We start from the raw sequence: 25,012 nt of genomic DNA, 5'->3' as shown, positions 1-25,012 counted from the left end.
GTTGATCTGCATTGCGGCCATCGCGCCCGTCGCGGGCGTCGGCCTGATGCAGTTGCAAACGCGCCTGGAGCAATGGGACTACGAGCGCCACGCGGACGACTAGCCTAAAGCCTTGCGCGCCTGAGGCTTTAGCTTGTCACCGAGCGATCACCGAGACAGCTGCATGCCGATCAGCGGCGCGATCTTGTCCGCCAGATACTGATGTCCCGCATCGTTGGGGTGCACGCCGTCGGGTCCGATCAGGTCGGGCCTGTCGACGAACCAGCGATCGCCGATCGGATCGACGAACGTCGCCCCCGCGGCCCGCGCCGCGCCGTTGAGAACGTCGCGGATCTCCAGGACGGAATCGGGCACGTCGGCCGTCGGCCAAGGCGGCCCGATCACCAGCAGCCGGGCGGACGGCGACCGGAGCCGCGCCAGACCGAAGGTGTCGCGCACCTTGGCGGCCAGCAGCTCGGGATCCTCCGGATGGAAGCCCTGGTCGTTGCGCGACCCAAAGAAAACCACCAGCGCATCCTCGGGCTTGACCGCCCTGCCGGTCAGGTCCTCGAAGATGCTGCCGTGGTCGCCCGGCACGCCGTAGCCGGCCCGGCCCTCGGCCGACACGTCCGGCACCACCCGCACGCCGCGCTGGGCCAGCGTGTGCCAGGCCAGGGCGGTCCACGACTTCGGGCCCAGGCCGCCCTCGTCCGTTCCCGTGGTGTAGGAGTCGCCGACCACGGCCACGTGGTTCAGCCGCGAATCCAGGGTCATGGTCTGGTAGCCGCGAACCCGCGCCGGGTCCGCGAGGACGACACCCGCCACCAGGGCGAGGCCGAGCAAGAGCGTGACCAGGCGACTCACCGCTACCTCCCCCCGAAAGCTGCATCGTCGTGCGCCGCATCCAAATCAACGGAATCGTACGAGGAAACGACGCGACCCGGGCGTCAATCCGCGCAATGGCGGCCGTGCGCTATCGCCATGGTATCGACGGGTTCCGGGCGCGACCCGATTCGCGCGCCGAGGTAAATCTCACACCGCGCGGGCCGAAATCGCTTCCCGCGCATCCTCGATCGGGCGAACCTTGGCGCTGACCGGGTCGCCGGCCGGTTCGGGTTGCGCGCTCGCGGGCCGGACGTCGACCATCCTGCGCATCCAGCGGCGGGCCGGCTCTTCAACGAAGTGATACAGCAGGATCGACATGCCGACGGCGATCGCGAACAGCCCGACGACGTTCCACTTCCACGGGTTGTCCTGCGGCGTGAGCTCGAACTGCTCGACCGCCCATCCCCAGGCGGTGTGCACCAGCTCGTGCACCATGTACAGGCAGAACGAGATCTGCCCGCCGTACACCATGGCCCGGGTGGACAGCATCCGCGGCAGGCCACCCACGCCGATCGCCAGCGCGATGACCAGCGGAACGAACAGCATGTCGACCACCCCGCCGCTGTCGTTCTCCACGACACCGCCGATCGGGTGCGCGTTGAACCAGTACAGGACGCCCACCATGGCCGCCAGGAGGAGCAGGGACACGTACCCGGCGACGCGGCGACCGCGATCGGTCAGCCGCAATCTGCGCACGGCCGCACAGGCCAGGGCGCCGGCGACGAACTGCGTCACGATCCGCGGCAGCCAGCTCCACGGTGTGTAGAAGTGGCCACTGGCCAGCAGCATCACCACCGGCGGCAACGACGCGGCGAACGCCAGCACCATCAGGCTGCGCGCCCGGGTCGCCTGCTTCATGCGCAGAATCAGCAGGACGAGCACGCCGAAGAGCAAGTACGCCAGCCATTCCGCGCTGATCGACCAGGCCGGCCCGTCCCAGCTGGAGTCGTCGAAGAACGGCTGGAACCACAGCTGCACCAGCAGGATCTGGCGCACGTAGCTGATCGCGGTGAGCTGGCCGGCGTCGGGCGACGGCACGTGCCCGACGTGCAGGGTGAAGATCACCCACAGGGCGGCCAGGTGCAGCGTCACCAGATACACCGGCCACACCCTTGCCAGCCGCAGCCACAGGAAGTGCAGGGTGGCGCGCATCGACCACGACCGGCCCATGCGGTCGAGGTAGTTCCAGGTCAGCACGAACCCGCTGAGGATGAAGAAAAGGTCGACGCCCTGGGCCCCGCAGTTGAGCACGGGCGCGAGGGAGTCGCGCAGGTCGGGCGACGCGTCGCCCAGCATCGGCCGGAAGTGAAACAGCACCACCCACACCGCGGCGACGATGCGCAGTCCGGTCAGGGCCTTGATCTCACCCCTGATTTCTGCGCCGCGCACGTTGCTCTTTCCGCCTGGACTCTCGCTGTTTCGTATCCCTATGGGTGCCGGCTGACCGGGCGATGACAAGCCCCCCGACCGACAACCGGCAGCCAACGAAGCGTAACAGCGCGAGCGCGTCGATCGCGTGATGGGCCGTGGCGTGCCACGGGATGTCGGCGGGCGGCCCGCGTCGCCGCGCGCAAGCCGCCGACGTTGCTTCGGCCCAGGCCAGAGCCCCCGAAAGTGGCTTCTTAGCAAAGAGTTAGGGCCGGCTTTCGGTCTCCTTAGATTTAGCGGGCACCTTTAAGGGGACAGGTCCGAAGGGAATGGGGCGCTCATGACGATCACCGATGTCGCGACTCGGCACGGCTACGGCACGTTCGATTGCGGCGGCGCCCAGATTCGCGCCCACTGCCGTCACCTGGCGACCGTGGTGACCGTCCGCGGCGACGTCGACGCCGGCAACGTCGAGCGGGTCAGCGAGTACCTGTGGCGATACACCCTCGGGAGCAACCCCGTAGTGCTCGACCTGAGCGGCGTGGGCCACTTTGCCGCGGCCGGGATCTCGCTGGTGCGCCGGTTCGACGAGGACTGCCGCGCCGCCGGGGTGGAGTGGACGTTGGTCGCCGGCCCCGCGATCACCGGGCTGCTGGGCGACCAGGGCGAGTTCCCGATCGCGCGCTCCCCGCACGAGGCGCTCCGCAACCTCGCCGAGGCCATCGTCAGCCGCCGTCAGCTCGTGCTGCCGCTCATCAAGAAGACGGCTTAGTTTTTCTCGAGGCCCCGCTCCCGGAACGTGTTCCGATAACCCTGTGGCGACACCCCGGCGACCCGTCTGAACTGTTCCCGAAAGCTGGACGCTGACCGAAAGCCGACCTGGCGGGCGATGAGTTCGATGCTGTCGGGCGTTCGCTCCAACAGTTCCTGCGCGTGCCGGATCCGCACGCCGGTGACCCACTGCATGGGAGTTTGACCGGTTTCGGCCTGAAATCGACGGTTGAGGGTGCGGACGCTGCTGGACGCTTCGGCCGCGACGTCGACGAGGCTGAGCTCCTCGCACGCGTGTTCCTCAATCCATGCCAGCAGCGGGCCGAGTTCGGTATTGCCGGGCCGCCGGTTGCGCACGATGAACTGCGCCTGCCCGCCGCTGCGATGCAGCGGCGCCACCGCCAGCCGCGCCGCCTCGGCGGCAACCGCGGCCCCGTAGTCGCGGGCGACCATGTGCAGGCAGAGGTCCAGGCCCGCCGACGCACCCGCGGACGTGAGCACCCGCCCCTCGTCGACGTAGAGCACGTCGGCATCGAGCGTGACGGCGGGAAACGCGACCCGGAACTGCTCCGCGGCCAGCCAATGCGTGGTCGCCCGCTTGCCGTCGAGCAGCCCGGCCGCCGCGAGTGTGAAGGCACCGCTGCAGATGGAAGCGATCCGAATCCCCTTGGCGTACGCGGCTTTCAGTGCGGCCGTGACGTCCTTCGGGACCGGCGTCGTGACGTCGTTGCGGCCGGGCACGACGACGGTATCCGCCTCGGCGAGGGCGTCGATGCCCAGCTCGGTCGCGATGCGCATGGGTCCCGCGGTCACCACGGGCTCGGCGCCGCACACGCGGACGTCGTATCCGGGCGAGCCGTCGGGTAGGCGGGCTCGGCCGAAAACCTCGACGGGAGTGGCCAGGTCGAAGGCGACGGTGTCCGGCAGCGCGACAGCCACCACGCGGTGCATGTTGGCAATATACCGGCGAAACATGGCTGTTTGGCCACTGGCCGGCGGCGCCCGCGTCGGCAAACCTCGTACGGGTGTATGCGCAGATCGTGATGTTCGACGGGTTCGACCCGCTCGACGTCGTCGCCCCGTTCGAGGTGCTTGCCGCCGGCGGCGACGCGGTTGGCGGAGACCTCGCCGTCGAGCTCGTTTCGGCCGAGGGCGCGCGTCCGGTCGTCAGCGGCACCCGTCACCTGGCGCTCACGGCGGGCGGCGCGCTGGATCCCGGCAAGCCGGGATACGTCGTGGTTCCGGGCGCGAACGGGCCGATTGCGGGCGACCCGGACGACGGGGTGGCGACGATCCCGGTGCTGCTGGCCCGGGCGACCGACACCGCACTGACACCGCTGATGCGCGAGGCGTTCGCCAATCCCGCGGTCACCGTGGCGACCGTCTGCGGCGGCTCGCTGGTGTTGGCGATGAGCGGGCTGATCGAGGGCCGCCACGCGGTCACCCATCACCTCGGCATGGACCTTCTCGAAGCGGCGGGGGTGCACCCGGTGCGGGCACGGGTCGTCGACGACGGCGACCTGATCAGCGCCGGCGGAGTCACCTCCGGCCTGGACCTGGCGCTGTATCTGTTGGAGCGCTCCTACGGACCGCGGATCGCGCGGGCGGTCGAGGACATGTTCGAGTACGAGCGCCGCGGCACGGTGTGGACTCCGGCCGGGCGCGAACCGATGGAGGTGTGAATGAGCGTGTTCGGTGAATGGGACGTCACCATCAAGACGCCGATCGGCTCTCTGGCGGTGTCCTACACCTTCGACCAGGCCGTCGACGGCGCCGCCGGGACGGCTACCTACAAGGGTGAAACCGTTGCGCTGCAGGACATTTCGATAGATGGGGACCGAGTGACCTGGCGGCAGTCGGTGACCAAGCCGATGCGGCTCAATCTGGCTTTCGACGTCGTCGTCGACGGCGATTCACTCGGCGGCCATTCGCGGGCCGGTCGGCTGCCGCGGTCGGCAGTGGCGGGCACGCGCAGCAGCCGGTCCCCGAGCCCCTAGCCCCGCCGCAGCCGCGCGATGCCCAGCACCGCCAGCACTCCCGCGGTCGTCACCAGCACCAGGGCCAGCAACAGCAGCTGGGGGTTGTAGACCAGCGACGTGGTGAACGGCTGCCCGTCGGCGATGGGCGCGACGCGGACCGTGTGGCGCGCGTGCGCCCAGGCGATCCCCGCGCTCGCCAGCGCCGCGCAGGCCAGGGCGAGCGCGACCAGGGCCCGGACGCGGCCGATCACGACGGCGACCCGTCTTCGAAGTCGTCGTCGCGATCGTTGTCGGCGAGGTCGGATCCGGCGGGCTCCACCCGCTCCTGAACCAGCGGCGTCAGCGCCGCGCGCAGGTGACGATGGCGGCGCGCCCAGGCCTGGGCGGTGCGATCGTTGGTCAGCTTCAGGCCGATCCCGATCCGGCCGCGCGGCACGCCCACCAATTCGCCGAGCGCCCGGGCGGACTGCCACCTGGCCAGCTCCTTGCCGGACGCCTCGTGGTGCTCCGGCGCCGGATAAACCTTGACGATTTCGCGCACCAGGATGGTTTCGGTGCCCTGCCGCAAGGCGTCCTCGGTCAGCTCGACGGAGACGTGGATCCGCGCCGCCTTCACCTGCAACCCCACGAACGCCGACACCAGCACCAGGAAGATCGCCGGGACGACCAGCGACACCTTGGCGCCGCTCCAGATTTCGATCAGCACCATCGCGCCGGCCGACGCGGGGCCCAGCGCCACCCACCACCAGCTCGCGCCGGGCTCGTAGAACAGCGGCCGTGGTTCGGCGCCGTTCACCGTGGTCTCCGATGTCAAAGCGCGCCCCGTCTCACGAAAGCCAGCCCGCCGCGTCCGCGGCCCAATAGGTGAGCACGATATCGGCGCCGGCGCGCCGGATGCTCGTCAACGACTCCAGCGCGGCGGCCCGTTCGTCGATCCAGCCGTTGGCGCCCGCGGCGCAGATCATCGCGTACTCCCCCGAGACCTGGTAGGCGGCCACCGGCACCGGCGAGATCGAGGCCGCCGCGGACACCACGTCCAGGTAGCCCATCGCGGGCTTGACCATCAAGATGTCGGCGCCCTCGTCGAGGTCCAGCCGGATCTCGCGCAACGCCTCACGGAAGTTGCCCGACTCCTGCTGGTAGGTGCGCCGGTCCCCGGACAGGCTGGAGCTCACCGCCTCGCGGAAGGGGCCGTAGAACGCCGAGGCGAACTTCGCCGCGTAGGCCAGGATCACCACGTCGGCGTAGCCCGCGGCGTCCAGGCCGTCGCGGATCGCGGCCACCTGGCCGTCCATCATCCCGCTCGGTCCGACCACGTGCGCGCCCGACTCCGCTTGCGCCACAGCCAGTTTGACGTAGCGGGCCAGGGTGGCGTCGTTGTCCACCCGGCCCCGGGCGTCCAGGACGCCGCAGTGCCCGTGGTCGGTGAACTCGTCCAGGCAGGTGTCGGCCATCAGCACGGTGGCGTCGCCGAGATCCTTGGCCAGGTCGCGCAGCGCCACGTTGAGGATTCCGTCGGGGTCGGTGCCGGCCGAGCCCGTCGGGTCCTTGTCCTGCTCGCGCGGCACGCCGAACAGCATCAGCCCGCCCACGCCGGCGGCGACGGCCTCTTCGGCGGCCGCCCGCAGCGAATCCCGGTCGTGCTGAACCACGTTCGGCATCGACGCGATGGGCCGCGGTTCGTCGATTCCGTCGGCGACGAACATCGGCAGCACCAAATGCCTTGGCTCCAGGGACGTTTGCGCCACCAGGCGACGCAACGCGGGGGTCGAGCGGAGCCGGCGCGGGCGCTGCCGCGGGTACGCCACTAGCGCCTGCGGCTCTTCTTACGCGGCGGCGGCAGCGCGCCCTCGGCCCGCAACCGCGCGGCGTGCTCGGCCAGGGCGTCGACCAGGGGGCCGACGGCCGCGGTGTCGGGCTGAACGTCGACCCGCAGGCCGAACTCGGCGGCGGTCTCGGCCGTCTTGGGGCCGATGCACGCGATGATCGTCCGGGCGTGCGGCTTGCCGGCGATGCCGACCAGGTTGCGCACCGTCGAGCTCGACGTGAAGCAGACCGCGTCGAAGCCGCCCGTCTTGATCATTTCGCGGGTGGCCGCCGGCGGCGGCGCGGCGCGCACCGTCCGGTACGCGGTCACGTCCTCGATCTCCCAGCCGCGCTCGCGCAGCCCCTCGGCCAGCGTCTCGGTGGCGATGTCGGCGCGCGGCAGCAGGACGCGGTTCACCGGGTCGAAAATGCTGTCGTAGGGCGGGAAGTCGTCGAGCAGACCGAGCGAGGACTGCTCGCCGGCCGGCACCAGCTCGGGGCTGATCCCGAAGGCGCGGACCCGGTCGGCCGTGGACTCGCCGACGCAGGCGATCTTGACGCCGGAGAACGCGCGGGCGTCCAACCCGAACTCACCGAACTTCTCCCACACCGCGCGCACCGCGTTGGTGGAGGTGAACACCACCCACTGGAACCGGCCGTCGACCAGGCCCTTGACGGCCCGCTCCATCTGGGCCGGGCTGCGCGGCGGCTCGACGGCGATGGTCGGCACCTCGATCGGCAGCGCGCCGTAGGAGGTCAGCCGCTCGCTCATCTCGCCGGCCTGGTCCTTGGTGCGGGGCACCAGCACGGTCCAGCCGTACAGCGCGCGGCTTTCCCACCAGTTCAGCTTCGCCCGGCTGGCCACCGTCTTGCCGATGGTCACCACGAGCGGGCCGGTCATCGGGCCGGCCGGGTCGGTGCTGCCCACGACGGCCGGGTCGGTCAGCCCACTCAGCGTGGTCTCGACCGAACGCTGCTGGCAGGTGGTGCCCTGCGCGGTCACCACGCAGGGGGTGCCCTCGGCCAGTTCGTGCTCGATCAGCGCGCGGGCCGCGTCGGCCAGGTGCGACGCGGTCGCCTGCAGGATCAGCGGGCCGGGAGCCGCCGCCAAAGCGTCCCAATCGACGTGCGGGTCGCGCACGTCGGCGACCGTGTGCGACGAGCCCAGCGGCAGGCCGGCGTAGGTGGGCACCGCGCTGGTGGCGGCCAGGCCGGGCACGATCTCGACGTGCAGGTGGCTGCGCGCGACGGCGTTCACCTCGGTGATGACGGCGTCGAGCGTCAGCGGATCGCCGGCCACCAGCCGCACCACGTCGACGCCGGAACGGGCCTCGGCGACCAGCGTCTTGGCCACCTCCGCGGGCTCGCCGAGGGCGGGACGGACGTCGGGGCCGGCCGAGATCACCGCGGGCGCCGCCTGGGCGGCGTCGCCGTCGGCAGCATCCCCGGGCGTCGCGGCGGCCGGGTCCGCCGGCGCCGGGCCGGAGACCGGTGGCAGGTCCTTGCCGATCAGCGCGAGCACGGGCTCGGGCACGTCGGGGTCGGTGAACACCAGGGCGGCGTTGGCCAGCACCGAGGCGGCCCGTGTCGTCAACAGTCCCGGGTCGCCGGGGCCCGAGCCCACGAACGTGATGTGGCCCGGTCTCGGCTTACGCCCTCGCGTCGTCATTGTCGCTCCCAAGTGACTCTCTTCAGTTTCCTCGCGCGGGGTCTTGCCGCGCCCCCCCAATCAGCTCCCGCGCGCCCAGCTCGAACAGCTCCGCGGCGACCGAAAGCCCTAGCTCTCGCGCCCGACCGGGAGTGCCGACTCCGGACGCCCGGATCACATCCGACCCGTCCAGCGCCGCCACACAGCCACGCAACGACAGCTCTTCGAAGACCCGGCCGTCCTCATCGATGGACTCGACCACTTCGGCGATCGCGCCCACCGGTGCGGAGCAACCGGCCTCCAGTTCGGCCAGCAAGGCTCGCTCCGCGGTGACCGCCGCGCGCGTGTCGGCGTCGTCCAACTCCGCCAGCACCGCCGCCAGCTCGTCGCCGGCGCGGCATTCGACGGCGAGCGCGCCTTGAGCCGGTGCTGGCAACATCTGCACCGGCTCTAGCGTCTCGGTGACATCGCCGAGGCGGCCCAGCCGGGCCAGACCGGCCCGGGCGACCACGATCGCGTCAAGATCACCACTGCTTACCCTGTTCAACCTGGTATCTAGGTTGCCTCGTAGGGGGCGGATTTCCAAACCGAGACCCAATGCTCTAAGCTGTGCGGCCCGTCGCGGCGACGACGTGCCCACCAGCGAACCCGCCGGCAACTCCCCCAGCACCAGCCCGTCGCGGGCGACGAGCGCGTCGCGGGGGTCGTTGCGCGGCGGTATCGCCGCGATGGTGAACCTCGGGTCGTCGGCGGTGGGCAAATCCTTGTGCGAGTGCACCGCGGCGTCCACGCGCCCGTCGACGATGGCCTCGCGCAGCGCCGTGGTGAAGACGCCCACACCCAGGCTCTCGATGGGCGCCGACGACCGGTCACCCGCCGTCGCGATGGTCACCAGCTCGGCGGGGTGGCCGTTGGCGATCAGGGCGTCCCTGACGACGCCGGCCTGGGTGGTGGCCAACAGGCTGCCCCGGGTGCCTATCCGGATCACGTGCGCCAATCGGCTACTCGCCGGACGGTTTTGGCATGCCGGCGTCGAAACCGCTTGGCATCACGGGCAATTCGCCGGCGGCGACGGCGTCCACAGCGGTCTGGTCGAGTTCGAAGAGTTCGCGCAGGGCCTCGGCGTAGCTGTCGCCGCCGGGGGCGCTGGCCAGCTGCTTGATCCGCACCGTCGGCGCGTGCAGCAGCTTGTCCACCACCCGCCGCACGGTGCGGGCCACCTCCTCGCGGTGGGCGCTCTCCAGGCCCGGCAGCCGGTTGTCGAGGCGCAGCAGCTCGGCTTCGACGACGTCGGCGGCGCGCTGGCGCAGGGCGGTCACCGTCGGGGTGACCTCGGCCATCCGCTGGCCAGCCAGGTAGGTGGCGACCTCGGCGGCCACGATGTGGCGGGCGGCATCGACGTCGGAGGCCGCGGCGTGCGCCGACGGCTCGTGTTGGACGCGCTCCACGTCGACGACCCAGACGCCGGGCAGCCCGGCCACCGCAGGGTCGACGTCGCGCGGCATGCCCAGGTCGCAGATCACCAGGGGATGGTTGGCCTCGTCCCGGCGCGCGGTGGCCAGGGCGTGGTGCACGTCGGCCAGCGACACCACGGGGCTGACCGCGCCCGTGCAGCTGACCACGACGTCGGCGTCCGCCAGCGCGTCGGCCAGCCGGTCGAGGGTCAGCGCCTCCGCGTGCACGCCGGACTCGCGGATCTTGCGGGCCAGCCGCTGCCCGCGCGTCAGGGACCGGTTGAGCACCAGGACGCGGTCGATGCCGGCCCGGGCGAGGTGCGCGGACGACAGCGCGCCCATCGCCCCGGCGCCGATCACCACGGCCGTCTTGCCCGCCAGCCCGCCGAGCCGCCGTTCGGCCATGGCCAGGGCGACCGACACCACCGAGGCGCCGGCGGCGTCGATGGCGGTTTCGGAATGCACCCGCTTGCCCACCGACAGAGCCCGCTGGGCCAGCTCGTGCAGGACCCGGCCGACGGTGCGGTTGGTCTCGGCGGCGGCGTAGGCGCGGCGCACCTGGCCGAGTACCTGCTGCTCGCCGATCACCGCCGAATCGAGGCCGCTGGCGACGGCAAAGAGGTGTTCGACGGCGGCCTCGCTGTAGCGCACGTAGGCGTACTTGGTCAGGTCACCCATCGACATGCCGGAGTGTTCCGACAGCACCTGGCCGACCACCGCCAACCCGCCGTGGAACGCGTCGACGACGGCGTACACCTCGACCCGGTTGCATGTCGAGAGCACCATCGCCTCGGTCACCAGCGGCGACTGCAACACCCGATCGACGATCTTGACCTGATCGGCTTCGTCGATGCTGAGTTGCTCGAGGACGGAGACCGGCGCACTGCGGTGCGAAACCCCGAAGAGCAGGACGCTCACGGCAGCATCACCTGGCCAGCTCCCTTGCTTCTCCAGTAACTGAACTGGTGTCCACGGTAAACGTTAATCAGCTGGGCTACCAAATGAATGCCGACCGCTAGTGGGCCAGATCGGCCCGCAGCCGGGGCTCGTCCACTTCCCAGTAGCTGTGCTCGAGCCCATCCAGCAGCACCACCGGCAGCCGGTCGCCGAACTCGGCCCGCAATCCGGGGTCGCCCGACGCCGCCGCGGCGTCGACGTCGGTGGTGGTCAGCTCGAAATTCAGTTCACCGGCCAGTTCGGCCAGCCGGGCGTGCACCCGCTCGCAGAGGGTGCAGCCGTCTCGGGTTAGCAGCTCGACTCGCCGCCGGCTTGTCATGGACTCCAGTGTGGCAGCGGCGGGGCGTCCGCGGTGAATTGTGGGACCGCCCTGCATTCACTAGCTTGCGGGTATGGGGGCTGATGGGACACTGCACGTCGATCCGGCGGTGATGCAGGATTTTGCGGTCTCGCTGGGCGGCGCGGCCGAGCATCTCATGGCTGAGCTCGCGGACCTCGACGATCAGGTCGGCCAGATGCTGGGCGGCTGGCGCGGCGCGTCGGGCGACGCCTACGGGTCGGCGTGGCAGCTGTGGCATCAGGGGGCCCGTGAGGTTCAGGCGGGCTTGTCGATACTGGCGCACCTGGTGGCCCAGGCCGGCGGGCTTTATGGGGACAACGAGTCGGCCGCCGCGGAGACGATGCGCGGGGTTTGCCGTGGCTGAGGCGTTTCGTGTCGACCCCGAGGCGTTGTCCGACGCGGTGCAGCGGATGTCCGAGTTTCAGCGCCGGGCCGAAGAGATGCTGACCGAAATCGATTCTCGCGTATCGCGTTTGCATGCCGCCTGGACGGGAGAAGGCGCGGCGGCACATGCCGAGGCGCATCGGCGCTGGGCCCGCGGTGAGGCGATGATGCGCGAAGCGTTGGCCCAGTTGCGGACCGCCGGCGCGACCGCGCACCGCAACTACACCGGCGCCATGTCGACGAATCTGGGCATGTGGTCGTGAGCTAATGGCCCCGCTGGCGTGCGACCCGGCGGGTCTCGAGCACGCGGGCGCCGAGGTGGTGACGGCCGGCGAGGGTTTGGGTTCGGTGATCTCGACCCTGACCGCGGCGCTGTCGGGATGCGCCGGGATGGCCGGCGACGATCCCGTCGGCGCGGCGCTCGGCCACAGCTACGACCGTTCGGCGACCAAGCTCATCGAGGCGATGGCGGCCACCCGAAACGGGTTGTGCAGTCTCGGCGACGGCGTGCGGATGTCGGCGCATAACTACTCGCTGGCCGAGGCGATGTCCAACGTCGGCGGCGGCGGCGGATCGCTTCCGACGCCGTCGGTGACCGCGCCGCTGTTGGCGGGCTCCGCGCCGTCGTCGGTGGGGGCCGGCACCGGCGCCCCGGCGGGTTGGGGATGGGTGGCCCCGTACATCGGAATGATCTGGCCGACCGGCGATTCGGCGAAGCTGCGCGCCGCGGCCGCCGCGTGGAGCGCCGCGGGCACCAGGTTCGGGCTCGCCGAAATCCTCGGCACCGGCGGCCCGATGACCGCCATTCGCGCCCAGCAGATTCCCGAAGGCGCCGCCATCGATCGCGCGTTCACGGACGCCTTCAGCAGCACCACCAGCCTCGTGCAGCAATGCCAGAACATCGCGGCCCAGCTCACCAGCTATGCCGCCAAGGTCGACCGGGTGCACGCCGCGATCCTGGACCTGCTGGCCCGCATCTGCGACCCGCTGACGGGAATCAAAGAGGTCTGGGAATTCCTGACCGACGACGACGAAGACGAAATCCGGAAGATCGCCAACGACATTCGCACGGTGGTCGACAACTTCGCCGCCGAGGCCGAAGCACTGCAGGCCGAAATCGGCTCCGCCCTCGCCGCGGCCACCACGATCGTCACCGATATGGGACGGCACGCCGCCCGGGAGTGGGATCAGTTCCTGCACGGCACGGATGTGGGGCGGGCCCTCAACCAGGTCGGGCAGTACGCCAAGGGCGCGTGGTCGGAAGCCGGCGGAATGCTCAAGGGCCTGTGGGACGTCAGCAGCGTCCGGATGATGTTCGACCCGCTTGGCTACGGCAAGGACATGGCCGGCGAGATCAAGGGCGCCCTGCCGCTCGTCGGCCTGGGCGGCGAACACGCGCCTGGCTTCGGGGAGTCGTGGAAACAGCTCGGCAAGAGCGTCGTCCACTGGGACGAGTGGGACAAGAACCCGGCCGAGGCCGCCGGCAGATCCGTCATCGACATCGCCACGCTGGCCCTGCCCGGCGGCCCGTTGTCGAAGCTGGGCAAGATCGGCCGTGATGCGCTCAGGGGTTTGAAGCCGCCGCCGGAGCTGCCCAAACCCCCGTCATTCGAACCGCCGAAGCCGCCGGCAGAGCCACCGCCTGTCGCCAAGCCGCCGGAATCGGGAAGCCCCGCGCCCGCGCCCAAGCCGGCGCCCGGGCCCGCCAATGGCCCGCTGCCGCACAGCCCGACGGAATCCAAGCCACCGATCGTCGAGAAGCCACCCGCCGGCGAGGCGCCCAAACCTGTCGCGATCCCACCGGAGTCCGCGGGCAAGCCGCCGGTTTCCGCGCCGGTGGAGCAAGCGCCGCTCACCCACTCGAAACCGCCTGAGCCCGTTCACCTTCCGGCCTCACCCGTCGGAACGCCCAGCGAACCGGTTCCCAGCTCCGCGCTCGCCGAACAGCCCGCGGCCGCCGCTCCCGCCGCCACGGCACCGCACCTGCCCACCTCCCCTGCGGGCGGACTCCCGGCCGAAACACCACCGCCGTTCGGCGCCCCACCCCACGGTGGAGAGCCGCCCGTTCATCCGCCCGAATCACACCCGCCACACGGCGGAAGCCCCCATCCGCCCGGCGACGGCGCCCCGCCGCATCTGCCTGGCGACGGCGACAAGCCGCCCGGGCCGCACCAGCCGCACGACGGTGCGCCGCCCGATGACGACGCCAACGGGCATCTAACGGATGTCCCCGCGCCGTCGGATCTGAAGCCGTGGCACCAGGCGCAGCTGGCGCTCGCCGAATCACCCCAGCAGCTCGTGAACGATCTCATAAAACACGGCTGCCCTCGAGAACTCGCCGAGTCAGCACTGCACAGTCCTTATGAGGGAATGAACGCCCAGGAAATCTTGAACGCATTCTGGGATCCCGCGAAAAGCACGTGGAAGTGGCCGGAAGCTAATGGCTTCGCAGACGGCAAATGGGAAACTGCCCGAAGCATTCCGAAGGAGGCGTGGCTGGACAGAATTGGGGAGGTCAGCGACGCTAGAGGTGATTTTATGGGCGCTGTCGGCGACAGCTATCCTGACCGCGGCCTGGCCCCGGGTTCATCTGGCGATTACAATCGGTTTCACGGCACAGGTAAAGAATTGCCCGACGGGTGGGAAGTCCGATACGGAAAAGTGGCTGACGCATTTGGCCAGCCCGGCGGCGGGACACAGTGGGTGGTCGTCGACGAAGAGGGTGAGACAGTGCTGATCAGTTTCTTAATCGACAAGGGTTATCTGGACTGGGGATAGCTCGGATATCGAGAGGAGAGTTTGTAGGGTGCAGATCGACAGAGGTGCGGGCACCGCAGACGAAGCCGCAGAGGTGATTCGGTACTACGAACTGTGGCGCAAGATCGCCAACTCCGTCGGAGAGGGGCCATACGACGAAGCCGAATGGGTAGAGGATCGTCTGTACTTTCGTTCGGACTATTCGGAGAAGCTTCGCCAGTGGCCCGAGTGGGCCGAGTCGGGCGATTGGGGGGCATGGATCATCGCGCGGAAGCCGGAAGGATACATTTGCGTATTGCATTCGCTAAAGCATGAACGAGAAACAGAGCGAAGCGAACGGACAGAGGCGATCTTCTCCCGCTTCGCCGATGCCGGTAAGTACATTGTTGCGAGAATAGGAAATGGTATCCGAAGCGGTCGCAACATAAGACTGAAATCGGTATTCCTGGACTGGGAGGCGCGCGGGCTTGATGCGCGGATTCGTGTCGCGGCGGCGGGCCCGGAGATAATCGACTTTTTAGCCGTGGAAAGACCGACCCTGGATAGGGACTATGCAGAACAACATCTACGGAGATACACACTAGAAGACAATCCGGGCTCTTACGGATTTGCAATGGATTACGAACAACCGATGATGCAAGTCCTTGCCCTGTCGTTCGAAGAGCTGACGGCAGAACTGCTGCAAGGGTTGCCGGAAAGCATTACCGCTCAGGTCCAGCTCTAGCGAACGCCCTGGCACACGTCAACGCCCCCTCGCCACCAGCCGGATAGGGTTGGATACCGGGCACCCGCCGGATCACCAGGCGGCACAGCGATCTAGGAGGTTGGGCGATGACTTCCTCTGAGTCGGGCGGCGAGCACACCGGCCGCGCCGACCTGGATGCGCTGGTCGACAACGCGAGCGCCGAACGCGCACTCGAGGACCTGCAGGCCGCGAGCGCCGCCGACGAGGGTCGCCCCCAGCCGCCCATCGACCTGACCGCGGCCGCGTTCTTCGACGTGGACAACACGCTCGTGCAGGGCTCCTCGGCCGTCCATTTCGGCCGCGGGCTGGCCGCCCGCAACTACTTCACCTATCGCGACGTCCTCGGATTCATCTACGCCCAGGCCAAGTTTCAGTGGCTGGGCAAGGAGAACAGCAACGACGTCGCGGCCGGGCGGCGTAAGGCCCTCGCCTTCATCGAGGGCCGCTCCGTCGAGCAGCTGGTCGCCTTGGGCGAGGAGATCTACGACGAGATCATCGCCGACAAGATCTGGCCCGGCACCCGCGAGCTCACCCAGATGCACCTCGACGCGGGCCAGCAGGTGTGGCTGATCACCGCAACGCCATACGAGCTCGCGGCGACCATCGCCCGCCGGCTTGGCCTGACCGGCGCGCTGGGGACCGTCGCCGAATCGGTCGACGGCGTCTTCACCGGCAGGCTGGTCGGCGAGATCCTGCACGGCCCCGGCAAGGCCCACGCCGTGCGCTCGCTGGCGATCCGCGAAGGCCTGAATCTCAAACGCTGCACCGCGTATTCGGACAGCTACAACGATGTGCCGATGTTGTCGCTGGTGGGCACCGCAGTGGCGATCAATCCCGATGCCCGTCTGCGGGCCCTGGCCCGCGAACGGGGCTGGGAGATTCGCGACTTCCGGACCGCTCGCAAGGCCGCGCGGATCGGGGTGCCGTCGGCGCTGGCCCTGGGCGCGGCCGGCGGCGCGCTGGCGGCGGTGGCATCGCGGCGCCAATCACGCTGATAGGCTGCGCCGCTGAGACGTATTCGAGCGGAGAGCAAGCGCCATGACACTCCCCCAAGGAACCCAAGACCTCATCGGTAGCCACTATCGGGCACCCGACTACTTCGAGGTCGGACGCGAGAAGTTACGCGAGTTCGCGGTCGCGGTGAAAAACGACCACCCGACGCACTTCAGCGAGACCGACGCCGCTGACGCCGGCTACGACGCGCTGCTCGCTCCCCTGACCTTCCTGGCCGTCGCGGGACGCCGCGTGCAGCTGGAGATCTTCACCAAGTTCGACATCCCGATCAACATCGCCCGGGTCATGCACCGCGACCAGAAATTCCAGTTTTACCGCCCGATCCTTGCGAACGATAGGCTGTACTTCGACACCTATCTGGATTCGGTGATCGAATCCCATGGGGCCGTGATCGTTGAAATCCGCAGCGAAGTCACAGACGCGGAAGGCAAACCGGTGGTCACTAGCGTCGTTACGATGCTGGGGGAAGCTGCATACCAGGACGCTGGCGCTGAAGAAACCGTCGCCGCGGTCGCATCAATATCAGCCGGAAAGTAAGGGTCGATTCCAATGTCACAGGATCAACCGGGTGGCACACAGCTGAAGCCGCCGGTCGAAGCCGTCCGATCCCACTACGACAAGTCCAACGAGTTCTTCAAGCTTTGGCTTGACCCGTCGATGACCTACAGCTGCGCGTACTTCGACGAGAATCCGGACCCGAATCATCTGACCAAGACGCTGGAAGAGGCGCAGTACGCCAAGCGCAAGCTCTCGTTGGACAAGCTCAACCTCGAGCCGGGCATGACGCTGCTCGACATCGGCTGCGGCTGGGGCTCGACCATGCGGCACGCCGTCGCCGAGTACGACGTCAACGTGATCGGGTTGACGCTGAGCGAAAACCAGTACGCCCACGACAAGGCCAAGTTCGAGGAGATGGACAGCCCGCGCCGCAAGGAGGTGCGCATCCAGGGCTGGGAGGAGTTCGACGAGCCGGTGGACCGCATCGTGTCACTGGGCGCGTTCGAGCACTTCGCCGACGGCGCCGGTGACGCCGGGTTCGAGCGCTACGACACCTTCTTCAAGAAGTTCTACAGCCTGACCCCCGACGACGGCCGGATGCTGCTGCACTCGATCATCGTGCCCACCGCCGAGGAGGGCAAAGAGCTGGGCCTCACGACACCGATGAGCCTGCTGCGCTTCATCAGGTTCATCCTGACCGAGATCTTCCCCGGCGGCCGGCTGCCGCAGATCCGGCAGGTCGACCACTATTCGTCGAACGCCGGCTGGAAGGTCGAGCGCTACCACCGGATCGGCAAGAACTACGTGCCGACGCTGAACACCTGGGCCGACGCGCTCGAGGCGCACAAGGACGAGGCAATCGCCCTGAAGGGGCAGGAGACCTACGACATCTACATGCACTACCTGCGCGGCTGCTCGGACCTGTTCCGCGACGGGTACACCGACGTCTGCCAGTTCACCCTCGTCAAGTAGCTCTAGCCGAAGAAGATATTGCGGCGGCCGGCCAGCAGCCGGTACAGCGTCTGCTGGATGGTCTCGCGCACCTGGTCGGTCAGCTCGAAGGTGACCATCGGGTCTTCCGCGTCGGAGGCGGCGTAGTCGTTGGTGTAGATCGGTTCGCCGAACGCGATGCGCCACTTCGACGGCAGCGGCACCAGGCCCGCAGGCCCGGCCAACGGGAACAGCGGGGTGATCGGGAAATAGGGCAGCCCGAACAGCCGCGCCAGCAGCTTGACGTCGGTGAGCATCGGGTAGATCTCTTCGGACCCGACGATCGAGCACGGGATGATCGGGGCCTTGGTGCGCAGCGCCGCCGTCACGAAGCCGCCGCGGCCGAACCTCTGCAGCCGGTAGCGGTCCTCGAAGCGCTTGCCCAGCCCCTTGTAGCCCTCCGGGAACACGGCGGTGAGCTCTCCCGCGGCCAGCAGGCGGTGCGCGTCGGTCGTGCAGGCCATGGTGTGGCCGGCCTTGCGGGCGGCTTCGCCGACCACGGGCAGGTCGAACACCATGTCGGCGGCCAGCAGCCGCAGGTCCCGCTCCGCCGGATGTTCGTCGTGCACCGCCACCGAGAGCATCAGCCCGTCGAACGGCAGCACCCCGGCGTGGTTGGCCACCACCAGCGCGGCGCCCTCGCTGGGCAGGTTCTCGATGCCGCTGACTTCCACCCGGAACCAGGACCGGAAGAAGAATCTCAGCAAAGGCCGGACGATCGCGCTGTTGAAGTGCGGATCGAACCCGAACTCGTCGACGGTGTAGTCGCCGGTGAACCGCTGCCGCAGGAAGCCGGCGACCCCGGCGACCTTCTGCGCAAGATCGTTGAGCGGCGCCTCGGCCGTGGACGTCGCACCCGCCGCGCGCCGATGTTCGTCGATTTCGCGGACGACCGCGGCGATTTGTTCGGCAGATGCCCGCCCCCGCGGATCGGTGAGCATCGAGGGATGTTGACGGGACGAATCCGCCCGCTGATCGGCTCTCCGGCGAGCCGCTACCCGACCCCTATTTGTATGCAGTGGAATGACGTTCGCTCTGGTTTCGCCCGCCACGATACCTACCTGCCCCCACCCCATGGAATTGCATTTCGGCTTCCCCAGCGCTGCGCTAACGCTATGGCGCGACCCTCCAGGGAGCGTACCCGATCAGGGTCGATTATGGGAGTCAAGCCACGGCCGCGAACGTAGTCGTCGAACGCCCCGGCCGTCGTCCATTTCGGCTGGAAGCCGAGCTCCGTCCGCATTCTCGTGGTGTCCATCACGCGGCCGTAACTCAAGTAATTGAATTGATCGCGAGTGATTTCGGTATAGCGATTAGCCCGTCTCAGCGAATCCAGCGCCCACACCCCAAAACCGGGTACCGGCACCGGGATTCGGCCGGCCCGGCGGATCGCCTGCGACAGCATGATGATGCCGTCCGCGCCGATGTTGAAGGTGCCGGCCTTGCCCGCCATCGCGGCGCGCTCCAGCGCGCCCAGCGCGTCCTGCTCGTGCAGCAGCTGCAATCGCGCGTCCCGGCCGAACATCGTCGGGACCAACGGCCCCGCCAGATACCGTGACAGCGTCGTGTCCATCGCCGGGCCGATCATGTTGGCCAGCCGCAAGATCGTCACCGCGATGTCGGGGCGGCGCCGGCCCAGGCCGCGCACGTAACCCTCGATGTCGAGGCTGTCCTTGGCGAATCCGTCGCGGAAGGGTCGGCGGCTGCTGCTGTCCTCGGTGAACATCACCGGATCGTGTGCCGTGGACCCGTACACCTCGGAGGTCGACTTCAACACCACGCGGCGCACCGAGGGCGCCTTCTGACAGGCCGCGAAGAGTTGCATCGCGCCCATCACGTTGATTTCCTTCAGCGCCGCGCTGCCGCCGGCCCGGGGCGCGTAGGACGCCGCCGCGGCGTGCACCACCGTGTCGACGTCGCCGTTGCGGATCACCTTGGCAATGAAGGGATTACGAATGTCGGCGCGGACGAATTCGGCGCGCCCCATGCGGCGCAGCATGTCCTTGCTGGGGGCGATCGCGTCGACCGCGATGACCCCTTTGATCAACGGGTTCTGGGCGAGCCGCGCGGTCAGGTAGCCGCCCAGAAACCGGCACGCGCCGGTAACCAGCACAACTTTGGGGTAGTGCACGGTGCCGCTCGTTCCGGCACCCTCCCCGCTCGACTGATCCACTCAAACAGCCTAACGGGCTGGCGAGGCGACGGCGTTAAGGCGGCGTGACGGTCGACAGGGCCGGCTAGCGCTTACTTGCCGAGTTTTCTGCGCTGCACCCGAGTGCGACGCAGCAGCTTGCGGTGCTTCTTCTTCGACATTCGCTTGCGCCGCTTCTTGATTACTGAACCCATGAACTCCGCTATCTGACCGGGGACCTGCTCCTGCTTGACCCGGACACTTTACCCGGCGGTCAGCATGGAACACCAAACCGGCAACCGCGGCAGGTAACGGTCAGCCCGCGTCGAAGTACGAAGTCTCCAGCATGTCGTGGACGGCCTTGGCGTGCACCCGGAAGGAGCGGCCCACCCGGACCGCCGGCAGCTCGCCGTTGTGCACCAGGCGGTACACCGTCATCTTGGAGACGCGCATCAGCGCTGCCACCTCGGCGACGGTAAGAAACTGTGTCCTGGCCTGCTGGCCATCGCCGGAACCGGAGTCCCGCCCCTTAGCAGCGGAATCTCGCGCCGATGGCCCGTTCGTAGACGTCATCGCAACCCAATCGTGTCAGGCTCGCGCAATGCCAGCGGCTTCCCCTCCGCTGGCACCCACACGTGCATACAAAGAGGAGAATAGCGGGACTAGTGGGGTTAATGGTACTGGTGAGGGACAATCAATCCGGAAATCTCAAATTATTCCGATGTAATTCTTAGCTGCTCAGAGCGCTTTTTCGCGGCCTGGACGGCGGCGTCGACGGCCACCCGCAATCCCCCTCGCTCCAGTTCGCGCAGCGCAGCGGCGGTCGTGCCGCCGGGCGAGGTGACGGTCGCGCGCAGCTGGGCCGCCGACGCGTCCGCGTGCATCCCCGGCTGCTCCCCCGCGACGGCGCGCTCGGAGTCCATCCGCTCGAGCAGCATCGCCGCCGAGCCGGCCATCGTCTGCGCGGTCAGGTCGGTGGCGACCTGGCGGCTCAGCCCCGCCGCGACGCCGGCGTCCACCAGGGCCTCCACCATCAGGAAGAAATACGCCGGGCCGGAGCCGGACAGCGCGGTCACGGCGTCCATCTGCGATTCCGGAACGGTGAGCACCCCGCCGACGGAGTCGAACAGGGCCGACACCTCCTCGAGCTGCGGTTCGGTGACGAAGCGACCCTTGGCCAGCGCGGTCACCCCCGCGCCCACCAGCGCCGCGGCGTTCGGCATCGCCCGGACGACGGGCGTCCCGGCCGGCAGCTTGGATTCGAAGTAGGTGATCGTGATCCCGGCGGCGACGGTGACGAACACCTGCTCGGCGCTGTCCGTCTCGGCCGCGCCGGCGGCACGCGCCAGCTCCCCGAGCACCGTCTCGACGTCGGCCGGCTTCACCGCGACGACGACGAAGGTGGCGTTGTCCACCGCTTCAGTGAGCGAGGCCAGACGCACCGAATAGGTGTCCGCCAGGTACTTGGCGCGCTCGGGCACTCGTTCGGCCACCACCAGGTCCTTGACCTGCCGGCCGGCGCGCAGCAGCCCCGACAGCAGCGCCTCGCCGATGCTTCCGCCGCCGATGATCGCGATTCTCGCCATGGGAGGAAAGCATTCCAGACAGCGAGCGCTAGCGAGCGGCGGGCACCATCGCCAGCTGGCGCGTTTGCACCACCAGGCGGCCCAGCTGGTCGACGACGATGTGGTCCTCGTCGAACCAGTCGTGCCCGATCTCCACGCACGTGGCGATGATTCGCAGCCAGCCGTCGGCGGGCAACGCGCGCAGGAAGGCCGTCAGCTGGATGGTGGGCGCCCAGCCGGTGCGGTCCACGGCGAACGTCACCGGCGCCGACACGTCCCCGCACATGAGCGCGAACAGCGCGTCCGGGGCCACGTCGCGGGGGCGGGCCCACATCTGGATCACCGGCGGGTGCCCGTCGCGGGGCCGCATCGTCGACAGCAGCGGCCGCACGTCGCAACCCTCGCCCAGGTGCACCAGGCCGGCCAGCGGGTGGCCGGGGCCTATCGGCTCGACGTCGTCGGGCGGCTCCGGTGGCATCAGGTCGGCGACCGGGTTCGCCGACAGCAGCGGCGCGTGCGAGCCGTCGGGCGGAAAGTGCTCCGGCTGGCCGAGGTTGACCACGGCGTGCACCGCGGTGCGCTCGCCCTGCATCAGCTCGACGTCGACGACGCTGATCCGGCGGCCGCGCTTGCGGAAGGAGGTCAGCAACCGCATCGGCCCCGGATCCGGCGCCCACAGGAAGCTCGCGGACACGGCCACCGGCTGGGGTCCGTCCGGGCCTTCACCGCACGCGGTCCGGGCGGCGTTGGCGCACAGCGCCAGCATCGCGCCGCCGTGCACCTTGGGCCCGATCGTCCAGTGCTTGTCGAGCTCGCCCTCGTAGACGCCGGGGCCGGCCTCCCGCAACGTCATCGCGGCGGTGAATTTGGCGTTCATGGTCTCCTGAGAATCAGCGCATCAGGTGGGTGCGCGCGAATTGCAGCGATTCGGTGAGCATGGCTTCGCGCTCGTGCGCCGAACGCGCGCTGGACGTGGACACCTCGAGGATCACGTGGCCGGCGAAGCGGCCGCCGGCCAGCATCTGGCACACCTCGGCGGTGGGTTGGGTGCCGCGCCCGGGGACCAAGTGCTCGTCGGCGGGCAGGCCGCTGCCGTCGCACAGGTGCAGATGGGTCAGGCCCTCGCCCATCCGCTGGGCCATGTCCAGCGAATCGGTGCCCGCGGTCGCCGTGTGGGACAGGTCCAGCGTGTAATTCGCGTGGTTGCCGTCCAGCGGGTCGTAGGACGGCGCGAACGCCGAGATCGCCGGGCCCGGTCCGCCGCCCCGCCTGCGCATCCGTTCCAGGGACTGGCCGGCGCCGAAGAACCGGTCGGCCCGGAACGGGAACATGTTCTCCACGGCCACCTTGACGTCGCTGGACGCCTCCAGGGCGGCGACCTGTTCGCTGAACCCCTCGGCGTAGCGCCGCTGCCAGCGAAACGGCGGATGCACGACGACGGTCTGGGCGTCGAGCTGCTCGGCGGCCCGCACGCTGCGGTCCAGCTTGGGAATCGGGTTGGCGCCCCAGACCCGCTGCGAGATCAGCAGGCAGGGCGCGTGCACGGACAGCACCGGCACGCGATAGCGCCGGGACAGCTTCTTGACCGCGGCGATGTCCTGGCTGACCGATTCGCTCCAGACCATCAGCTCGACGCCGTCGTACCCGAGCCGGTCCGCGTATTCGAAGGCGGCCTCGGCCCGCAACGGGTAGACCGAGGCCGTCGACAGGCCGACTTTGATTGCTGGGCGCACTGTCGGTGGGTGGCGCCTAGCCCGACTGCAACGACAGCGCCAACGGTCCCAGGGTGATGAGCGCTCCGACCGCCACGGCGATCAGCGTGCTGGCGATGTCCTCGGTCTTGCGGACCACCCGGACCCCCACCACCAGGCCGAGGATGACCAGCACCGACAGCACCAAAGCCACGATGCTGTTCCAGCGCCACAGCTCGTCGAACGCGACGAACAGCCCGGCGCCGAACGCGACGGCCAGCATCGACTGCAACACGATCAGCGTTCCCCGCCACAGCGCCGTGAGCCGGCCGGGCGCCTCATGCGCGCGCTCGGCCTCGACGCCGAGGCGGTCTTCGTCTGCTTCGGCCGGCGCATCCGCGCCCCGCTCGGCGCCGCGGCGCCGCGCCACCTCGTCGGCCAGCGTCTGCCCGCCGAACAGGGTGGAATCGGACTGCAGGTAGGAGCGAACGTAGGCCGAGTCCTCCGACGCCGGTTCGGCGTCGCGGACCTCGGAGTCCATCACGTCCACCGGAAGGTCGGCGTAGTGATCGACCGGGTCCGGGCTCATGCCCTCGGCGCCGGACTGGCCGGTGCGGTCGGCGGGCGCGTCGGCGTGCGGCAGGGGTCGCGGGTAGGCGCTGCGCACGGGTCCGGTCAGCCGTTGCGGCTCCGGCGGTGACTTGGGCCAGCGCGGCTCGGGTTCGGACCAGTACGGGGCGTTGGGCCGGTCCTCGGCGACCTGCTCGGCGGCCGGCTCGCTGACCTGGACCGTTCCGTTGGCGCCGTGTTCGGTTTCGTCGTCACGGATGACGGGGATTTCGCCGGTGAGCTCGGCGACCGTGACCGCGTCGCTGTCGCCGCGCCGACGGCGGCGACGCCGGGTGACCGACGGCTCGCCGATCGTCCCATTCCTGGCCAGCAGTTCGGCCACCGAGATCGGCCGGGTGCCGGGGCTCTCGGTCTCGGAGTGTGGTCCGGTCATGATTTGTCGCCCTTCGATCGGTTGGCGTTCCGATCAGCCTTCTGGCCTCCAGCATCGCGCACGGAGCTGCCGACGAGGGAGGTTCCGTCGGCTTCGCTGTCGAGTTTTCGCAAGATGAGACCTTCCCGTAATGCCCACGGGCAGATATCCACCGCTTCGATCGACAGCACTCGCATACTCGCCTCGGCCACCAGGGCACCCGCCACGATCTGCGGTGCCCGCTCGGCGCTCACTCCCTCCAATTCGGCCCGGTCAGCGGTCGTCATCCTAGAGATGAAAGATATGAGTTGTCTGAGGCCGTTCGCCGTCAACGTCCTCTTCACCCGCGGTCCGGCCGCCGACGGGGCGGCCCCGGTGAGCCGCGCCAGCGACCGGAACGTCTTGGACGTGGCGACCGCGAGATCGGGGGCGCCGGCGTCGAGCACCTTCTCGCAGGTTTCCGCGAGCTCGGCGTCCAGCCAGTCCCGCAGCATCGCCACGCGGCGCCGCCCGGGCGGATCGTCGGGCAGCCATTCGCGGGTCAACCGCCCCGCGCCCAGCGGCAACGACAGCGCCACCTCGGGCTCCTCGTCGACGCCGCTGGACAGCTCCAGCGAGCCCCCGCCGATGTCGAGGTTGATGATCCGCCCGGCGCTCCACCCGTACCAGCGGCGCACCGCCAAAAACGTCAGCCGCGACTCGTCGACGCCGCCCAGCACCTCCAGCTCGACGCCGGCCTCTTTGCGGACCCGCGACAGCACGTCGTCGGAATTCTCGGCGTCGCGGACCGCCGAGGTGGCGAAGGCCATCAGCTCCTCGCAGCCGGAGCTGTCCGCGATCTTGGCGAACTCCTCGATGGTCGAGACCAGCTTGTCGGCGCCGCGCTTGGTGATCTTTCCCGAGCTGTCGATGGACTCCGAGAGGCGCAGGGTGGCCTTCGTGGAACTCATGGGTGTCGGATGCCCACCGCGGTGGGCGTCAACCACCAACAGATGAACCGTGTTGCTGCCCACGTCGAGCACACCTAACCGCACAGAAACAAACTAGTCGCGCCGCAGGGGGTGCGCC

At 69.2% G+C, this 25,012-nt stretch carries 29 protein-coding genes; 10 read left to right on the top strand and 19 right to left on the bottom strand.

The window, feature by feature from the left end:
* Nucleotides 1-147: 147 nt before the first annotated feature.
* Together AC5Y7V_RS05105 and AC5Y7V_RS05100 are read right to left on the bottom strand one after the other, a co-directional pair.
* Complete coding sequence (locus AC5Y7V_RS05105; RefSeq protein ID WP_499878981.1) at nt 148-843, bottom strand: Rv0518 family GDSL lipase; 696 nt, start codon at nt 841-843, stop codon at nt 148-150.
* A gap of 168 nt (nt 844-1,011) precedes the next feature.
* The gene (locus AC5Y7V_RS05100) at nt 1,012-2,253 is read right to left on the bottom strand and encodes an acyltransferase family protein (protein WP_499878980.1); all 1,242 of its coding nucleotides are present in this window, start codon (nt 2,251-2,253) and stop codon (nt 1,012-1,014) included.
* A gap of 319 nt (nt 2,254-2,572) precedes the next feature.
* Here AC5Y7V_RS05100 and AC5Y7V_RS05095 point away from each other — a divergent pair, with 319 nt between their 5' ends.
* Nucleotides 2,573-3,004 (top strand): STAS domain-containing protein, encoded by a 432-nt coding sequence (locus AC5Y7V_RS05095; protein ID WP_499878979.1) that lies wholly within the window; start codon nt 2,573-2,575, stop codon nt 3,002-3,004.
* Here the strand turns inward: AC5Y7V_RS05095 and AC5Y7V_RS05090 are convergent.
* A complete protein-coding gene (locus tag AC5Y7V_RS05090; RefSeq protein WP_499878978.1) occupies nt 3,001-3,954 on the bottom strand; it encodes a GlxA family transcriptional regulator in 954 nt (317 codons plus the stop codon). The two genes, AC5Y7V_RS05095 and AC5Y7V_RS05090, sit on opposite strands and share 4 nt — an antisense overlap.
* A gap of 74 nt (nt 3,955-4,028) precedes the next feature.
* On the opposite strand from AC5Y7V_RS05090, the gene AC5Y7V_RS05085 reads away from it, so the two are divergent.
* Entirely contained in the window at nt 4,029-4,685 is a 657-nt protein-coding gene (locus AC5Y7V_RS05085; RefSeq protein ID WP_499878977.1) for a DJ-1/PfpI family protein, read from the top strand.
* Nucleotides 4,686-5,000 carry a hypothetical protein gene (locus tag AC5Y7V_RS05080; protein WP_499878976.1) on the top strand — a complete coding sequence of 105 codons (315 nt, stop codon included), beginning with the start codon at nt 4,686-4,688 and terminating at the stop codon, nt 4,998-5,000.
* On the opposite strand, the gene AC5Y7V_RS05075 is transcribed toward AC5Y7V_RS05080, so the two are convergent.
* The 7 genes from AC5Y7V_RS05075 to AC5Y7V_RS05045 all read right to left on the bottom strand — a co-directional run bounded on the left by AC5Y7V_RS05075 (nt 4,997) and on the right by AC5Y7V_RS05045 (nt 11,175).
* Nucleotides 4,997-5,233, bottom strand: a complete 237-nt coding sequence (locus tag AC5Y7V_RS05075; RefSeq protein ID WP_499878975.1) for a hypothetical protein — start codon at nt 5,231-5,233, stop codon at nt 4,997-4,999. The two genes, AC5Y7V_RS05080 and AC5Y7V_RS05075, sit on opposite strands and share 4 nt — an antisense overlap.
* Nucleotides 5,230-5,796 carry a transport-regulating membrane protein Mce1N gene (mce1N, locus tag AC5Y7V_RS05070; RefSeq protein WP_499878974.1) on the bottom strand — a complete coding sequence of 189 codons (567 nt, stop codon included), beginning with the start codon at nt 5,794-5,796 and terminating at the stop codon, nt 5,230-5,232. The genes AC5Y7V_RS05075 and mce1N overlap by 4 nt, the downstream gene beginning before the upstream one ends.
* A gap of 13 nt (nt 5,797-5,809) precedes the next feature.
* Entirely contained in the window at nt 5,810-6,790 is a 981-nt protein-coding gene (gene hemB / locus AC5Y7V_RS05065) for a porphobilinogen synthase (protein WP_499878973.1), read from the bottom strand.
* Nucleotides 6,790-8,457 (bottom strand): bifunctional uroporphyrinogen-III C-methyltransferase/uroporphyrinogen-III synthase, encoded by a 1,668-nt coding sequence (locus AC5Y7V_RS05060; RefSeq protein ID WP_499878972.1) that lies wholly within the window; start codon nt 8,455-8,457, stop codon nt 6,790-6,792. Before AC5Y7V_RS05060 ends, hemB begins: the two co-directional genes overlap by 1 nt.
* Before the next feature lie 22 nt (nt 8,458-8,479).
* Entirely contained in the window at nt 8,480-9,424 is a 945-nt protein-coding gene (gene hemC, locus AC5Y7V_RS05055; RefSeq protein ID WP_499879612.1) for a hydroxymethylbilane synthase, read from the bottom strand.
* 13 nt (nt 9,425-9,437) lie between these two features.
* On the bottom strand, nt 9,438-10,808 hold the full coding sequence (locus AC5Y7V_RS05050; protein WP_499878971.1) for a glutamyl-tRNA reductase: 1,371 nt from the start codon (nt 10,806-10,808) through the stop codon (nt 9,438-9,440).
* Nucleotides 10,809-10,905: 97 nt separating this feature from the next.
* On the bottom strand, nt 10,906-11,175 hold the full coding sequence (locus tag AC5Y7V_RS05045; protein WP_499879611.1) for a glutaredoxin family protein: 270 nt from the start codon (nt 11,173-11,175) through the stop codon (nt 10,906-10,908).
* A 64-nt stretch (nt 11,176-11,239) separates the two neighbouring features.
* Here AC5Y7V_RS05045 and AC5Y7V_RS05040 point away from each other — a divergent pair, with 64 nt between their 5' ends.
* The 7 genes from AC5Y7V_RS05040 (at nt 11,240) to cmaA2 (ending at nt 17,557) form a co-directional block, all read left to right on the top strand.
* Nucleotides 11,240-11,551: a WXG100 family type VII secretion target gene (locus tag AC5Y7V_RS05040; RefSeq protein WP_499878970.1), complete on the top strand. Its 312-nt coding sequence runs from the start codon at nt 11,240-11,242 to the stop codon at nt 11,549-11,551.
* Nucleotides 11,544-11,834 (top strand): WXG100 family type VII secretion target, encoded by a 291-nt coding sequence (locus tag AC5Y7V_RS05035; protein ID WP_499878969.1) that lies wholly within the window; start codon nt 11,544-11,546, stop codon nt 11,832-11,834. Before AC5Y7V_RS05040 ends, AC5Y7V_RS05035 begins: the two co-directional genes overlap by 8 nt.
* A gap of 4 nt (nt 11,835-11,838) precedes the next feature.
* Nucleotides 11,839-14,349 carry a TNT domain-containing protein gene (locus AC5Y7V_RS05030; RefSeq protein WP_499878968.1) on the top strand — a complete coding sequence of 837 codons (2,511 nt, stop codon included), beginning with the start codon at nt 11,839-11,841 and terminating at the stop codon, nt 14,347-14,349.
* 28 nt (nt 14,350-14,377) lie between these two features.
* A complete protein-coding gene (locus AC5Y7V_RS05025; RefSeq protein WP_499878967.1) occupies nt 14,378-15,052 on the top strand; it encodes a hypothetical protein in 675 nt (224 codons plus the stop codon).
* A gap of 107 nt (nt 15,053-15,159) precedes the next feature.
* A complete protein-coding gene (locus tag AC5Y7V_RS05020; RefSeq protein ID WP_499878966.1) occupies nt 15,160-16,068 on the top strand; it encodes an HAD family hydrolase in 909 nt (302 codons plus the stop codon).
* Nucleotides 16,069-16,111: 43 nt separating this feature from the next.
* Entirely contained in the window at nt 16,112-16,624 is a 513-nt protein-coding gene (locus AC5Y7V_RS05015) for an FAS1-like dehydratase domain-containing protein (protein WP_499878965.1), read from the top strand.
* A 12-nt stretch (nt 16,625-16,636) separates the two neighbouring features.
* A complete protein-coding gene (cmaA2, locus tag AC5Y7V_RS05010; RefSeq protein WP_499878964.1) occupies nt 16,637-17,557 on the top strand; it encodes a cyclopropane mycolic acid synthase CmaA2 in 921 nt (306 codons plus the stop codon).
* 2 nt (nt 17,558-17,559) lie between these two features.
* Here the strand turns inward: cmaA2 and AC5Y7V_RS05005 are convergent, their stop codons facing one another.
* The 9 genes from AC5Y7V_RS05005 to AC5Y7V_RS04965 form a co-directional block, all read right to left on the bottom strand.
* Nucleotides 17,560-18,651 (bottom strand): lysophospholipid acyltransferase family protein, encoded by a 1,092-nt coding sequence (locus AC5Y7V_RS05005; RefSeq protein ID WP_499878963.1) that lies wholly within the window; start codon nt 18,649-18,651, stop codon nt 17,560-17,562.
* Complete coding sequence (locus tag AC5Y7V_RS05000) at nt 18,633-19,748, bottom strand: SDR family oxidoreductase (protein WP_499878962.1); 1,116 nt, start codon at nt 19,746-19,748, stop codon at nt 18,633-18,635. The genes AC5Y7V_RS05005 and AC5Y7V_RS05000 overlap by 19 nt, the downstream gene beginning before the upstream one ends.
* A gap of 71 nt (nt 19,749-19,819) precedes the next feature.
* Nucleotides 19,820-19,921 (bottom strand): 30S ribosomal protein bS22, encoded by a 102-nt coding sequence (locus AC5Y7V_RS04995; protein WP_003402602.1) that lies wholly within the window; start codon nt 19,919-19,921, stop codon nt 19,820-19,822.
* A gap of 100 nt (nt 19,922-20,021) precedes the next feature.
* Nucleotides 20,022-20,279, bottom strand: a complete 258-nt coding sequence (locus tag AC5Y7V_RS04990; protein ID WP_066917724.1) for a cell division/environmental response transcriptional regulator — start codon at nt 20,277-20,279, stop codon at nt 20,022-20,024.
* Between the two features lie 140 nt (nt 20,280-20,419).
* Nucleotides 20,420-21,292 (bottom strand): pyrroline-5-carboxylate reductase, encoded by an 873-nt coding sequence (gene proC, locus AC5Y7V_RS04985; protein WP_499878961.1) that lies wholly within the window; start codon nt 21,290-21,292, stop codon nt 20,420-20,422.
* A 28-nt stretch (nt 21,293-21,320) separates the two neighbouring features.
* The gene (locus AC5Y7V_RS04980; protein ID WP_499878960.1) at nt 21,321-22,148 is read right to left on the bottom strand and encodes a thioesterase family protein; all 828 of its coding nucleotides are present in this window, start codon (nt 22,146-22,148) and stop codon (nt 21,321-21,323) included.
* A gap of 13 nt (nt 22,149-22,161) precedes the next feature.
* The gene (locus AC5Y7V_RS04975) at nt 22,162-23,004 is read right to left on the bottom strand and encodes a sugar phosphate isomerase/epimerase family protein (protein WP_499878959.1); all 843 of its coding nucleotides are present in this window, start codon (nt 23,002-23,004) and stop codon (nt 22,162-22,164) included.
* Nucleotides 23,005-23,020: 16 nt separating this feature from the next.
* On the bottom strand, nt 23,021-23,965 hold the full coding sequence (locus tag AC5Y7V_RS04970) for an Rv0497 family membrane protein (RefSeq protein ID WP_499878958.1): 945 nt from the start codon (nt 23,963-23,965) through the stop codon (nt 23,021-23,023).
* A complete protein-coding gene (locus AC5Y7V_RS04965; RefSeq protein ID WP_499878957.1) occupies nt 23,962-24,978 on the bottom strand; it encodes a Ppx/GppA family phosphatase in 1,017 nt (338 codons plus the stop codon). Before AC5Y7V_RS04965 ends, AC5Y7V_RS04970 begins: the two co-directional genes overlap by 4 nt.
* Nucleotides 24,979-25,012 lie beyond the last annotated feature (34 nt).

The organism is Mycobacterium sp. NGS34 (assembly GCF_059812845.1).
Note: the sequence above shows the minus strand (reverse complement) of the source record. Positions and strands in the feature narration are given on the sequence as shown.